The sequence below is a fragment of the Streptomyces sp. Edi2 genome, from assembly GCF_040253635.1.
Lineage (GTDB): Bacteria > Actinomycetota > Actinomycetes > Streptomycetales > Streptomycetaceae > Streptomyces.
Genome location: NZ_JBEJGX010000003.1, coordinates 244,404 through 258,467 on the forward strand (window position 1 = coordinate 244,404; position 14,064 = coordinate 258,467).

General features: G+C 71.2%; 10 protein-coding genes. 6 read left to right on the forward strand and 4 right to left on the reverse strand.

Going from position 1 to position 14,064, the window contains the following annotated elements; genetic code table 11:
- Positions 1–126: 126 nt before the first annotated feature.
- The 3 genes from ABR737_RS04550 to ABR737_RS04560 are packed head-to-tail and all read right to left on the reverse strand — an operon-like array spanning position 127 to position 3,734.
- A complete protein-coding gene (locus tag ABR737_RS04550) occupies positions 127–2,466 on the reverse strand; it encodes an ABC transporter permease (protein WP_350248891.1) in 2,340 nt (779 codons plus the stop codon).
- Between the two features lie 3 nt (positions 2,467–2,469).
- Positions 2,470–3,231: an ABC transporter ATP-binding protein gene (locus tag ABR737_RS04555; protein ID WP_350248892.1), complete on the reverse strand. Its 762-nt coding sequence runs from the start codon at positions 3,229–3,231 to the stop codon at positions 2,470–2,472.
- On the reverse strand, positions 3,228–3,734 hold the full coding sequence (locus tag ABR737_RS04560) for a PadR family transcriptional regulator (protein ID WP_350248893.1): 507 nt from the start codon (positions 3,732–3,734) through the stop codon (positions 3,228–3,230). Before ABR737_RS04560 ends, ABR737_RS04555 begins: the two co-directional genes overlap by 4 nt.
- A 227-nt stretch (positions 3,735–3,961) precedes the next feature.
- On the opposite strand from ABR737_RS04560, the gene ABR737_RS04565 reads away from it, so the two are divergent.
- The 6 genes from ABR737_RS04565 to ABR737_RS04590 all read left to right on the forward strand — a co-directional run bounded on the left by ABR737_RS04565 (position 3,962) and on the right by ABR737_RS04590 (position 11,687).
- Positions 3,962–5,233 (forward strand): ABC transporter substrate-binding protein, encoded by a 1,272-nt coding sequence (locus ABR737_RS04565; RefSeq protein ID WP_350248894.1) that lies wholly within the window; start codon positions 3,962–3,964, stop codon positions 5,231–5,233.
- A 205-nt stretch (positions 5,234–5,438) separates the two neighbouring features.
- On the forward strand, positions 5,439–7,193 hold the full coding sequence (locus tag ABR737_RS04570) for a glycoside hydrolase family 13 protein (protein WP_350248895.1): 1,755 nt from the start codon (positions 5,439–5,441) through the stop codon (positions 7,191–7,193).
- A 110-nt stretch (positions 7,194–7,303) separates the two neighbouring features.
- Positions 7,304–8,638, forward strand: a complete 1,335-nt coding sequence (locus tag ABR737_RS04575) for an ABC transporter substrate-binding protein (protein WP_350248896.1) — start codon at positions 7,304–7,306, stop codon at positions 8,636–8,638.
- A gap of 17 nt (positions 8,639–8,655) precedes the next feature.
- The gene (locus ABR737_RS04580; protein WP_350248897.1) at positions 8,656–10,059 is read left to right on the forward strand and encodes an ABC transporter permease subunit; all 1,404 of its coding nucleotides are present in this window, start codon (positions 8,656–8,658) and stop codon (positions 10,057–10,059) included.
- A complete protein-coding gene (locus ABR737_RS04585) occupies positions 10,056–10,937 on the forward strand; it encodes a carbohydrate ABC transporter permease (RefSeq protein WP_350248898.1) in 882 nt (293 codons plus the stop codon). The genes ABR737_RS04580 and ABR737_RS04585 overlap by 4 nt, the downstream gene beginning before the upstream one ends.
- Before the next feature lie 192 nt (positions 10,938–11,129).
- Positions 11,130–11,687, forward strand: a complete 558-nt coding sequence (locus ABR737_RS04590; protein WP_350248899.1) for a GNAT family N-acetyltransferase — start codon at positions 11,130–11,132, stop codon at positions 11,685–11,687.
- Between the two features lie 135 nt (positions 11,688–11,822).
- Here ABR737_RS04590 and ABR737_RS04595 read toward each other — a convergent pair whose 3' ends face one another.
- A complete protein-coding gene (locus tag ABR737_RS04595) occupies positions 11,823–14,063 on the reverse strand; it encodes a HelD family protein (protein ID WP_350256670.1) in 2,241 nt (746 codons plus the stop codon).
- Position 14,064: the final 1 nt, after the last annotated feature.

Below are 14,064 nucleotides of genomic sequence, written 5' to 3' on the forward strand. Positions count from 1 at the left end.
ACCCGGCAAGGGGTGAGTATGCGTACTCACTTGATCTGCCCTCGGTGTCAGCGGGCGGGGGTGGGTCCGGCTCGACACCCGTGCCGCGCATACGTGATCGTGCCGCGCGTACGTGACAGCCCTTGGCTAGAGCAGATCGCTCGCCGAGTCGGCGAGCCGCCGCCGTGCGGCGCGGGCGGCAGGCAGGGCCGAGGCGGTTGCGGCGATCGCCACCGCGACGGCAATGACCAGCAGCAGGGTGGCCGGGCCGGGTTGCCGGGCGATGCCGGTCCCCCAGCCACTGGTGCGGCCCTGGAGGTCGATGAGCCATTCGGAGGCGAGGAGGCCCGATGCCGTGCCGGCCAGCGCGGCGGCGAGCGTGACGAACGCGGTGCCCGAGACGATGACGGCGGTGATCTGGCGGGGTGTGAGGCCGACGGCCTTGAGGGCGAGCAGATCGCGGCTGCGGTCGCGTACGCCGGCACCGACCGTGGTCGCGAGCTCCGCCAGCCCGATCAGGATCAGCACCGCGATCAGACCGATGGCGACGGCACGGACCGCCGACAGCTGGTCCGCGGGGTTGGGGATCTCCCGCACTTCGAGACGGCCGGCCGACGCCTTGGTCAGGGCGTCGCGCACCACGCCGGGGTCGGCTCCGTCGTGCAGGACCAGGTTGTAGAAGTCCGGGCGGGGTGGCTGTGCTGCCGGAGGCGTGGTACCGGCGGTGTCGTCGTCGCGCAGGGTGTCGAGGGTGGTGGAGACTACCCGGCCGCCGTCCGCGGTTTCGATGTTGCGGCCGACGATATGGAGGACGTGCGGACGGCCGGCGACGGTCATCCGGACCCAGTCGCCGACGCGTGCGTCCAGCAGGTCCAGCAGGCCCTGTCCGGCGATCGCTTCGTCGGGGCCACGGGCGGCGCGGCCTTCCACGACGGCGAAGGGGTACGGCTTGGCGTCCGTGCCGAGCCCGCGCAGGGTGATGGTCCCGGTTTGTCCCGGTACGAGGGCCTGCACCTCGGCTCCGGGGTAGGCGGTCATCCGCGGCCGGGAGGAGAGGAGTTGGCCCAGTTCGCGTGCGCCGAGGGTGTCGGAGCGCGCGGTGAGCGCCGCGGGCAGGCCGACGTTCTCGGGGTGTGAGGTGAAGCGGTCCAGCGTGGTCCAGGTGCCCAGCGCGATGGTGATGAGCAGCAGCGGGACCGCGAGCCGTGCCACGGCTGCCGACGAGCGCAGCGGGCGGTGGAAGGCGCCCCGCCAGCCGAGGACCAGGGCCGGCGGGATCCTCAGGCCGAGTGCCCGCCGGGTGAGGCCGGAGGTGCGGCCGCCGCCGGCCGTGGCGGCACGGGCCACGGGCACCGGCGGTACCCGTCCCGCACGCCACGCGGCCAGGCAGGTCGCCGAGCCGATGAAGACCACCACCCCGCCGGAGATCACCAGGGTCAGCCAGGCGTGCCCGGGGAGCTGCCGCCACAGGGCCATCGCTTCGCCGATCCGGCCGGGGACCAGCGTGCCGAGCGCCTGGGTGAGCAGCGCCCCGAGGGCGACGCCCAGCAGCGCGAAGCCGAGGTGGAGGGCGAGGAACATCCGGACCACCTGGCCGGGTGTGAACCCGATGGCCTTGAGGATCGAGATGTCGCGCAGATGTCCGCGGATCCGGGTGCTGATGGCGCCGCCCACCGCCAGGGCGGCGGCGAGCAGCGCGCCCAGCCCGAAGAGGCCCAGCAGCCGTCCGAGGAGCTGGTTGTCCCCCTCGGCTTCCGTCTTGGCCTGCCGCCAGGTGGAGACATCGGTGATCTGATCGGCGCCGAGCCGGGTGACCGCGCGCTGGACGACATAGTCGGTGTCCGCGGGGTCGGTGAGCTGGAGGCCTATGGTGCGGCCACGCTGGTCACGGCCCGCATCCGAGGCGGCCAGGGTGCCGGGGAGCACCCATGCCACGCCCGGGGATTCCCCCGCGCGGAAGGCGGCCTCGGCGGTGTCCGCGACGCCCACCACGCGCAGCCGGGCCGCGATGCCGCTCAGCACCAGCGAGTCGCCCGGCTTGGCCCACATCGCACGGGCCACCGAGCTGTCCAGCACGATGCCCTTGGTGGCGCCCGCATCGGTGCCCGCGTCGAGCCAGCGGCCCGCAACGATCTGGGGTGCGGCGGTGGCGGGGCGCTTCGCCACGCCGCGCAGCTCCAGGGTGGCCTTGGCTCCGCCGGGCTGGAGGCTCGCGGTGGTGCGGACGGTGGGGAAGGGCCCGGAGGTGGCTCGTACCTCGTCCAGTCCGGCGAGCGACCCGGCGGCGGTGCCGGCCTGGGTGTGGATCCATACGTGGGCGCCGGAGGACTGGGTGAAGGCCCGTTGCCAGGGGTCGGTCGCGTAGGCGAACAGTGCGGTGGCCAGCAGGAGCGAGATGGTGATCCCGGCGGTGGCCAGCACGATGAGCACCGCGGCCGGCCGGTGTGCTCTCAGATGCGCCTGGGTCCAGCGTGCTGCTGCTCGCACGGGTCAGCCCTTGAGCTTGAGGACGTCGGCCACACCGGCCGCGGGACGGTTCCGGCTGCCGCCGAGGTGCGCGTCGTCGGCGACCTGGCCGTCGTAGAAGCTGATCACCCGGTCCGCGGCGCTGGCCATTCTGGCGTCATGGGTGACCAGCAGGATCGTCTGCCCGCGCCGGTGGAAGCGGGCGAGCAGCCGCAGCACCTCCCGCGTCCCCTTGCTGTCCAGGCTGCCGGCGGGCTCGTCGGCGAGCAGCAGGCTGGGGGTGTTGACCAGGGCACGGGCCAGCGCGACGCGCTGCTGTTCGCCGCCGGACAGTTCGCCCGGCGTGCAGTTCTCCTTGCCGGTCAGGCCCAGTTCGTCGAGCAGTTCGGCCCGGTCGGTACGGGCCTGCCGGGGGGATCTGCCGGCGAGCAGTGCGGGGAGTTCGACATTGTCGGCGACGCTGAGGTTCGAGACCAGGTTGAAGAACTGGAAGACGATGCCGATGTGGTGGCGGCGCAGCTCCGCCCAGCGTGCCTCGCTGTAGGCGTCGACCTGGCGGCCGTCGAGCCAGAGCGCACCGCTGTCGGGCCGGTCGAGGCCGCCGAGGAGGTGCAGCAAAGTGGATTTGCCGGCCCCCGAGGGCCCGGTGACGGCGACGAACTCGCCGCGCTCGATGCACAGATCGACGCCCCGCACCGCGGGGACGGGTGCGGCGCCCTCCGGCCGGTGGGTCTTGACCAGGCCGGCTGCCCGGACTATCGGGCCGGACGGCTCGTCCCGGTTCATTCCAACTCCTCTTGACAGCGCTCCAGCCAGTCGAGATCCGCCTGCAGATGCAGCATCGCGCCCTCGACCAGCAGCTGCGCGACCCGGTTGTCCCGGTCCTCGCCCGCCGCGAGTTTCGACAGGTCACGCATGGTGTTGAGGTAGTGGCGGCGCTGCTTGTTGATCAGGGCGATCTGGTCTGCGGTCCCGGTGTGGGGGGCCAGGGCGAGCTTCATGAAGAATTCGTCCCGTACCCGTGGTTCGGCGGTGGATTCCTCGAACCACGCGTCCACCGCTTCGCGTCCCGCTTCGGTGATCCGGTAGATGCGCTTGTTCGGGCGGTCCGACTGCTCGACGTCTTCTCCCTCGATCAGGCCCGACTTCTCCAGCCTGCCCAGGGTGACGTAGATCTGGCCGACATTTGGCTGAGGGTATGCCGCGCCCAGAAGGTTCTCAAGGGCCTGTTTGAGTTCGTAGCCGTGTGCGGGGCCGCTGACCAACAGTGCCAGGAGTGGCAGCCGCACGCTCTCGCTCTCCCTCTTCCGCCCTGGGGCGTATCCGTCGGATCGCCGCGGGCCCGCGGCGATCCGGAAGATACGACCTAGTTGACGGTCATCTGCACTCATCCGGCTGTGAGCCGGGTCGCCGTCGTATCTTCCTGCACCATCTAGTATCCCGCATGGCTAACAGGTATACATGGGGTGGGTTGTCGGCCCCGTACCCCGTCGACGCCTGGTGCGAGGAGGAGCCCATGCGGTGGAAGCGTGCCGCGGGAAGGGCTCTGCTGGTCTGCTCGCTGCTGTTCGCGGGCCATACCGGTGCGCAGGCCGGGGAGCCGGCCGGCGGTTCGGACGGGCGGGGCCCGATCACCCTGGTGACGGGCGGCGACCTCACGGGCTATTTGCGCGGCGTCCTCGACGGCTGGAACGACCGGCACCCGCGCGAGAAGGTCACGCTGGTCGAGCTGCCGGACGCGGCCGACGAGGTGCGGGCCCAGATGGTCACCGAGCTGCGCTCGCACAGTGACCGCTTCGACGTGCTGAACATCGACGTGGCATGGACCTCGGAGTTCGCTGCCGCGGGCTGGATCAAGCCCGTGAACGCCGACCGGTTTCCGCTGAAGCACTTCCTTCCTCCCGTGGTGGACACCGCCACCTTCCGGGGGCGGCTCTATGCGGTCCCGTATGTGACGAACGCGGGGCTGCTCTACTACCGCAAGGACGTGCTCGCCCGGGAGGGTGCGCGGCCGCCGCGCACCTGGGCCGAGTTGGAGCAGCTGGCGAAGACTGTCGCGCCCAAGTACGGGATGGACGGTTACGCGGGCCAGTTCCTGCCGTACGAAGGGCTGACCGCCAATGTCGGCGAGGCCGTCCAGTCGGCGGGCGGCACGGTGCTCGCGGGCGAGGGCTCGCGCGTGACGGTGGACTCCCTCGCGGCCCGCCGGGGCCTGTCCTTCCTGCTCGACGGGGTGCGCGAGGGCTGGATCCCGCAGCGGGCGCTGACGTACAAGGAAGAGGAGTCCCGCAAGGCCTTCCAGGACGGCCGGCTGCTGTTCCTGCGGAACTGGCCGTATGCGTACGCGCTGGCCAACGCCCGGCCGTCGAAGGTGGCGGGGAAGTTCGGCGCGGTGCCGCTGCCGGGCCCCGGCGGGCCGGGGTCCAGCGCGCTGGGCGGCTCCAACCTTGCGGTCAACGCGCAGTCGCGGCACCAGAAGACCGCCACCGAGCTGATCTCCTATCTGACGTCCGAGTCGGTCCAGCGCCGGGTCCTCACCAAGGGCGCGCTGCCACCGGTATGGGCCGATCTGTACGCGGATCCGGAGCTGGTGCGTCGCTTCCCGTACCTTCCGACGCTGAAGCGGGCCGTCCTGGCGGCCAAGCCGCGCCTCAAGAGCCCGCACTACGACCAGGTGAGCCTGGCGGTGCAGGCAGTCATGCACGATGCGCTGGTGCATCGCCGGAGCACGGACGCCACCGTCGCGCGGCTGACGCGGGAGCTGCGGGCCATCGTCGGCCGCGGCTGACCCTGCCAAGCTCCCCGCGGCCCCACACCCCACTCCTACTTACATGTTAAGTACAGGAGAGCTGCGCAATCTCCCATAAATCCGGGCATCTCACAGCGAGTTTCGACCATTTCGTTGACACCCAAAAGACATCCCTACTTAACATGCATGCATAACAGCGATCGCAGCCGCACGGCATGCCCATGCAAGAACGGGATCACGGCAGATGCTCATAGCCACGGCAGGGAACGGCTCCTCCGCCGACTCCGCGCCCTCTCCCTCCCTCCCCGGTCCGGCCTCCCCCACGGCCGCCACCGGAACCCCGTCCCAGGACCCGGCACAGCGCTGGTGGCGCGATGCGGTGATCTACCAGGTCTACGTCCGCAGCTTCCTCGACAGCACCGGCGACGGCATCGGCGATCTGGCCGGCGTCCGCACGGGGCTGGCGTACCTCAAGAAGCTCGGGGTGGACGGCATCTGGCTCAGCCCCTTCTACCCCTCCCCGCAGCACGACCACGGGTACGACGTCGCGGACTACCGCGAGGTGGACCCCGTCTACGGCGACCTCGCCGAATTCGACCGCCTGGTGGCCGACGCCCACCGGCTGGGCCTGAAAGTGCTCCTGGACATCGTCCCCAACCACTGCTCCAGCGAGCACCCGTGGTTCCGGGCCGCCCTCGAGGACGGTCCCCGCAGCCCGGCACGGTCGCTGTTCCACTTCGCCGACGGGCGCGGCGAGGCCGGCGAGCTGCCGCCCAACAACTGGCGGGCGATGTTCGGCGGCCCCGCCTGGTCCCGGGTCAAGGAGGCGGACGGGAGCGAGGGCCAGTGGTACCTCCACATGTTCACGCCCGAGCAGCCCGACCTGAACTGGCGCAACCCCGCCGTGGCCGCCGACTTCGACCAGGTGCTGCGCTTCTGGCTGGACCGCGGTGTCGACGGCTTCCGTATCGATGTGGCCGCCGGGCTGTTCAAGCACCCCGAGCTCCCCGACTCCCCCGACCCCGCGGCCGACGAGCGGACCCGCGACTCGGTCAACCCGCTGGCCTGGAACCAGCCCGAGGTGCACCAGGTGTGGCGCGACTGGCGCGCGGTGTGCGAGGAGTACACGGCCCGCGACGGCCACGACCGGCTGCTGGTCGGCGAGGTCTCCGTACGGACACCGAGCGAGCAGGCGGCATACGTCCGGCCCGACGAGCTGCACCAGGCGTTCTTCTTCCACCTGCTGACCGCGCGCTGGGACGTCGACACCTTCCGCCGGGTCATCTCCGAGGCGCTGACCGATATCGCGGACACCGGTTCCACCGTCACCTGGGTGCTCAACAACCATGACCAGGTCCGGACGGTTACCCGGTACGCGGCCGCCCCGGGGAGCGCCGGGCCGGCGGAGTCCGCGGGCGCGCTGGGCCCTGCGCGCGCCCGCGCCGGCGCCCTGCTGATGCTGGCCCTGCCCGGCGCCGCGTACATCTACCAGGGCGAAGAGCTGGGCCTGCCGGAGGTCGTCGACCTGCCCGACGAGGTCCTCACCGACCCGATCTTCCACCGCACGGGCAGCCGGGAGCACATCCGCGACGGCTGCCGGGTCCCGCTGCCCTGGTCCGGCCACGCCTCCCCGTTCGGCTTCACCTCCGGTACCGACGCGGCGCGGCCCTGGCTGCCGCAGCCCGAGTGGTTCGCCGACCACGCCACGGACCGGGCGCTCGCCGACACCCGGTCGTTCTGGCACCTGTACCGCGAGGGGCTGCAGCTGCGCCGCAGCCTTCCGCAGCTCGGCGAAGGCACCCTGCGCTGGCTGGAGTCCCCGCCGCAGGTGCTGGCGTTCGTCCGTGGCGACGGTCTGGTCTGCGCCGTCAACTTCGGCACCGATCCGGTGCCGGCTCCCGTACCCGGTGTCCCGCTCTTGGCGAGCGGTGACTGCCCGGCGGGCACGCTCCCGGGCTCCACCGCCGCCTGGTGGATGCACGCGCCCGCACACCCTTAGCACCCGCTCCCGCCGGCGCCCGCTTCCCGTTGCGCCCCCGTTAGCGGCTTCTCCCCGTCAGCCCTCCCCCTCCCCCACCCTCCCCGTCAGTCCTCCGAAGGGAACCCACGATGAGACGACCCGCAGTACGACACACCCGAGCCGCCGTGTCCGGCGCCGCCGTGCTCGGTCTGGCGCTCGGCGCCACCGCATGCGGCGGCAATGTGGCCGCCGGGGGCAAGAAGCAGGAACTCACCGGCCAGACCGTGACCGTGGCGGGCGTCTGGACCGGCGTGGAACAGCAGAACTTCAAGAAGGTCCTGGACGCCTTCTCCGAGAAGACCGGTGCGAAGGTCACCTTCGCCTCCACCGGCGACAATGTCTCGACGGTCATCGGCAGCCAGGTCGAAGGCGGCAACGCCCCCGATGTGGTGATGGTCCCCCAGGTCGGCGTGCTCCAGCAGTTCGCCAAGAAGGGCTGGCTGGCACCGCTGTCGGCACAGGTCGGCGCCGAGGCCGACAAGAACTTCGCGAAAGTCTGGAAGGACTACGGCACGGTCGGCAACAAGTACTACGGCCTGTACTTCAAGGCCTCGCACAAGTCGACGGTCTGGTACAGCCCGGAGGCGTTCGGCCAGGCCGGCGTCACCCCCGCGAAGACGTACCAGGAGCTGCTGAAGTCGGGACGTACGCTGTCCGACTCGGGTGTGCCGGCCTTCTCCGTCGCGGGTGAGGCGGGCTGGCCGCTGACCGACTGGTTCGAGAACATCTACCTCTCCCAGGCCGGTCAGGAGAAGTACGACCGGCTCGCGGCCCACAAGATCCCGTGGACCGACCCCAGCGTGGTCAAGGCGCTCACCGCGCTCGGCAAGGTGTTCAGCGACAAGAACCTGGTGGCGGGCGGCGGTTCGGGCGCCCTGCGCACCGATTTCCCCGAGTCCGTCCAGCAGGTCTTCGGCCCCGAGCCGAAGGCGGCCATGGTCTACGAGGGCGACTTCGTCAGCGCGCTGGTCACCGATGAGCTCCACAAGGAAGTCGGCAAGGACGCCAAGTTCTTCCCCTTCCCCGCGGTCGACGGCGGCAAGGCCCCGGTGGTCAGTGGCGGCGACGCCGCGGTGGTGCTCAAGGCGGGGAAGAACAAGAAGGCCGCGATGGAGCTGGTGAAGTACCTGGCCACTCCCGAGGCGTCCAGCGTCTGGGCCAAGGCGGGCGGCTATATCTCGCCCAACAAGAAGGTTCCCGCGGACGCGTACCACGACGAGGTCGCCCGCAAGGCCGCCAAGTCCCTCACCGACGCCGGGAACTCCGTGCGCTTCGACATGTCCGACCAGGCCCCCGCTGCGTTCGGCGGCACCCAGGGCGCCGGTGAATGGAAGCTGCTCCAGGACTTCCTGCGCGACCCCTCGGACCCCGAAGGCACGGCCCACAAGCTCGAGGCCGCCGCGGCCAAGGCGTACGGAAAGTAAGGACCAGGGCCCGATCCATGCCTGTCACCACTCCCGCGGCGGCGCCCGCCACCTCGCGCGCCGCCGCGCCCCGCCCTCCGGGCGGCACCCCCGGCAGCACCACCGACCCCGTGCGGCGCGCCGTCCGGCGCCGCCGCCGGATCGCCGCGCTGTTCCTGTTCCCCGCCCTGTTGCTGCTGGGTGCACTGGTCGCGTACCCCATCGTCTTCTCGGTCGTCCGCAGCCTGTACGACGCCTCCGGCAGCACCTTCGTCGGCGCCGGCAACTACACCGCGATGTTCCAGGACCCCGCCACCCTCCGGGCCATCCGCAACAGCGCGATCTGGGTCGTCTTCGCCCCCGCGCTGCTCACCGGACTCGGTCTGGTCCTCGCCGTGCTGACCGAGAAGATCCGCTGGAAGACGGCGTTCAAACTGCTGATGTTCATGCCCATGGCGATCTCTTTCCTCGCCGCGGGCATCATCTTCCGCCTCGCCTACGAGCAGGATCCGCAGCGCGGTGTGCTCAACGCGATCACGGTCGGCATCCACGACAAGGTCCAGGGGGAGTCCGTCTCGTTCCCCACCGCCAAGGCCCGTCTCGGCGACAAGCGGCTGGCCAAGGGGCATGACGGTTCCTACCGCACGGCGCACCGCACCGGCCCGGGGAACACCGTCAACCTCGGCCTGGTCGGCGTCGCGCCCAAGGACATGCCGGCGCAGGCGCGGCCGGCGGCCGAGGCCGCCAAATCCCCGGCCGGCAAGGGGGAGCTGCGGGGCGTGGTCTACCTGGACTTCACCCCCGGCGGGGGCGGCACACCCGGCACGGTGGATCCCCGCGAACGCGGTCTGCCGAAGCTCGCCGTCGAGGCCGTCGACTCGCACGGCAAGGTCGTGGCGACGGCCACCACCGCGGCGGACGGCTCCTACCGGCTGCCCCGTCTGGCTCCGGGGTCGTACGCCGTCCAGCTCCCCGCGAAGGACTTCGCCCCGCCGTACGAGGGCATCTCCTGGCTCGGCCCGGCCCTCATCACGCCCGCCATCATCGGCGCGTATATGTGGATCTGGACCGGCTTCGCGCTCGTCCTGATCGGCGCGGGGCTCTCCTCGATGCCGCGTGACGTCCTGGAGGCGGCACGGATGGACGGCGCGAACGAGTGGCAGGTCTTCCGCAGGATCACCGTGCCGCTGCTCGGCCCCGTACTGGGCGTGGTGTTCGTGACGATGGTGATCAATGTGATGAAGGTCTTCGACCTCGTCTACATCATCGCCCCCGGTCCCGTACAGCAGGACGCCAATGTCCTGGCCCTGCAGATGTGGCTGGTCTCCTTCGGCGGCGGCAACAACCAGGGCCTCGGCAGCGCCCTCGGTGTCCTGTTGCTGCTCCTGGTGGTCCCGGCCATGTTCCTCAACATCCGACGTTTCCGCAGGAGCCAGTCATGACCACCGTCCCCGGTACCGCAGCGTCCCGCCGGCGGGCGACGGCACGGCCGGTGAAGCGTCTCAGCCGTGGCGCGATCCAGCTGTTCCTGCTCCTCATCGGCCTGGTCTGGCTCACCCCTGCCGCGGGACTCTTCCTCTCCTCCCTGCGTACGGAGGAGAAGAACGCGAGCAGCGGCTGGTGGACCGCCCTCACCGCGCCCGGCCAGCTGTCGCTGGACAACTACACGGCGCTGCTGAAGGACTCGGGCATCGTCCAGGCGTTCTGGAACACCGTGCTGATCTCGGTGCCCACCACCCTCGCCGTGGTCGTGATCGCCGCGCTGGCCGGATACGCCTTCGCCTGGCTGGAGTTCCCCGGCCGGGACTGGATCTTCCTGGTGGTGGTCGCCATGCTGGTGGTGCCGGTCCAGATCGGACTGCTGCCGGTGGCCAAGCTGTTCGGCGCGCTCGGCCTGTTCGGCTCCATCCCGGGTGTGGTCCTCTTCCACACCGCCTACGGCCTGCCGTTCGCCATCTTCCTGCTGCGCAACTACTTCGCGGAGATCCCCAAGGAGATGCTGGAGGCGGCCCGTATGGACGGCGGCGGGGAGTGGCGCATCTTCTCCCAGCTGATCCTGCCGCTGGGCCGCCCCGCCATCGCCAGCCTGGCCATCTTCCAGTTCCTGTGGGTCTGGAACGACATGCTGGTCGCGCTGCTCTTCGCCGACAACGCGTCACAGCCGCTGACGGTGGCCCTGCAGTCGCAGATGCGACAGTTCGGCAGCAACATCGGGGTACTCGCCCCCGGCGCCTTCCTGTCGCTGATCGTGCCGCTGATCGTGTTCTTCGCCTTCCAACGGCACTTCGTGCAGGGGATCATGGCCGGTTCGGTCAAGTAGGCCCTCCAGTGAGGGGATGGTGACCGGGCCGTACGGAGGGGGCCTCGGCGCGGGCGGGTTCGGGCTGTCCGGAAGGGCCGTGGCAGCCGTCCGGAAGGGCTGTGGCAGCGCGGGCGGGCCGGCCCCCGTCCGCGCTGCCTGCATCGCGGTTAATCGCTCGCCTCCCCCGCCCGGCGGAGTTAGGTTGGCCCGATGTCTGCACTGCAAACCGAGCGTCTGCTGCTGCGTGCGTGGCGGCCTGCCGACCTTGCGCCCTGGGCGGCGATGAACGCCGATCCCGAAGTCCGCCGGTACTTCCCGGAAGTGCTGACGCGTGAGCAGAGCGAGGCCTCCGCCGCTCGTTTCCAGGCCTGTCTCGATGAGCGCGGCTGGGGGTGGTGGGCGGTCGAGGTGCGCGCCACCGGCGAGTTCATCGGGTTCACCGGACTCGATCCGGTGGACGAGGACATGCCCTTCACGGGAGTGGAGGCCGGCTGGCGTCTGACCCGGTCGGCCTGGGGGCACGGCTACGCCACCGAGGCCGCCGAGGCCGCTCTGGCCTTCGGCTTCACCACCCTCGGTCTGCCGGAGATCCTTGCGGTGACGACCGCCACCAACCTCCGGTCCCAGGCCGTGATGCGCCGCATCGGTATGGTCCGCGACCCCGCGGACGACTTCGACGATCCCGATGTACCGGACGGGCCGCTGCGCCGGTGCGTGGTGTACCGGATCTCCGGCGAAGCGCAGCGGGTCAGGAAACAGCGGACGTAGCGCCGACCGCGCAACCGGCTCCGGCTCCGGCTCCGGCTCCGGCACTGTGACCGGCTGCCGGAGCCGACACCGCCCGTCCACCGCGGCCCGCCCGTGGCGCCGCGATGCGGCCGTACGGCGCCCCGGCGACCTGCGTCACCGGCCGGAGGATGCGGTGGCCGGCGGCGACAGCATCTCCAGGCCCGCCGGCAAGGGCGCCGTGTGCACGACGCCGAGCCGTTGCGTCGCCCGGGTGAGGGCGACGTAGAGGTCGCTGGCCCCGAATTCGGCCGGTTCCACCACGATCACCGTGTCGAATTCCAGGCCCTTGGCCTGCCGTGGGTCGATGAGGACCACCGGGCGGGTCAGGTCCGGGAAGGAACCGGCGGAGGCGGCCGGGAGGGCGGCGGACAGGGCCTCGTGACGGGATCGCGGGGCGATCACGGCGAGGCGGCCTTCCTCATGGGCGTCCCGCGCGACCGCCTCGGCGACGGTGCGCGCGCAGTCGCCGGTGCGCTGCGCCCATGGGGGGACACCGGTGGAACGGATCGAGCGCGGCGGTTCGAACGCGGGGTCCGTGGACCGGGGCACCTGCGCCGCGATGTCCATGATCTCGCTCGGCGTACGGTAGTTGACCCCGAGCCTGACATGGTGCCGGCGCTCCCCGGTGTACGGCGCGAGGATGGCCTCCCACGAGCCCAGGCCGCCCGGTTCGGCGGTCTGGGCCGGGTCGCCGACCAGGGTCATCGAGCGGGTGGGGCAGCGGCGCATCAGCAACCGCCACATCATGGCGGAGAGCTCTTGAGCCTCGTCCACGATGATGTGGCCGAACGCCCAGGTCCGGTCGGCTGCCGCGCGCTCGGCGGCGGTGCGGTGGTCGGCCTCCTCGTGGCGGTCGGCGAGCCGTTCCGCATCCAGCAGATCGTGCGCGGCCAGTACCTCGGAGTCCTCGTCCACCCGGTCCTCGAACTCCTGGGTACGGGAGCCGTAGGAGAGTTCGAGCACGCCCTTGGCGTACGCGATCTGCTCCTGTCGTTCCGCCTCGGCCGCGGCGCGGGCCGCCGAGTCGTCCTCGCCGAGGAGTTCGGCCGCCTCGTCCAGCAGGGGGATGTCCGCGGGAGTCCAGTCGCCGTCCGCGCGGCGGATCAGGTCCGCGTCGGCGTCCGGAAGGTGGGCGGGGTCGGCGAGGAAGCCGGCGACCAGCCCCTGAGGCGTGAGGTCGGGCCACAACTCCTCGATGGCGCGGTGCACTTCGGGGCTGGTGGCGATCGCCTTGCCGAGCTGGGCGAGATCGTCGGGGCCGAGGAAGTTCGGCCCGCCGAAGGGGTCGGCGCCGAGCTGGTCGGCCAGTTGTGCGGTGAGCGCGTCGATGATGCGGAAGGCGAAGTGGGGGCGGGCGAGGTTGTGCGGCAGCTTGGTCTCACGCGCGAGGCGGCGTGCCTCGTGCGCCATGTCCGCGTCCAGCCGCAGTTCGCCGTCCTCGTGGTCGATCACGATCTCGGGGTCGGGCAGGGTCTGCCGGTCCCGTACGTACGCCGCCAGAGCCTCCGCCATCTCCGCACGGCCCTTGATCCCGGCGGCCTCGGCGGTGTCGGTTCCGGTCGCGGTCACGCCGGGGAAGAGCTCACCGGGTGTGGCGAGCAGGACGCCCGTCTCGCCGAGCGAGGGCAGCACCTCCTCGATATAGCTGAGGAACGCGGGGTTGGGTCCGACGATCAGCACGGCACGGCGGGCGAGCAGTTCGCGGTGCGCATAGAGCAGGTACGCGGCGCGGTGCAGCGCGACGACGGTCTTGCCGGTGCCGGGCCCGCCCTCCACGACGAGGACGCCGCGGTGCGGGGCACGGATGATCGCGTCCTGTTCCGCCTGGATGGTCTGCACGATGTCGTGCATCCGTCCGGTGCGCGCCGCGTCCAGCGCGGACAGCAGGACGGCGTCCGCGTCGGCGCTCTCGTACCCGGTGCATTCGGTGTCGTCGAGGTCGAGGATCTCGTCATGGAGGGCGGTGACGACCCGGCCTTCGGTCGTGAGGTGACGCCTGCGGCGCAGCCCCATCGGGGTGTGCCCGGTGGCGAGGTAGAACGGGCGGGCGACCTCGGCCCGCCAGTCGAGGACCAGTGGGGTCCGGTCCGCGTCGTCGCGCCGGATGCCGATGCGGCCGATGTGGTGATCGCGCCCGTCCCGGAAGACCAGCCGGCCGAAGCACAGGCCGTTCTCGCCGGAGTCGAAGGCAGCCAGCAGGCCCGAGTGCTCGGCCACCAGTACATCGCGCTCCAGCCGTGCCTGGGCGTGGTTCCCGTCCAGCGGCAGGGCCGCGTTCACCGCCCTCTCGGATCCGGCCCGCAGTTCGGCGAGGCGTTCATAGAGCAGATCAATGAATTCCTGCTCGTGCCGCATT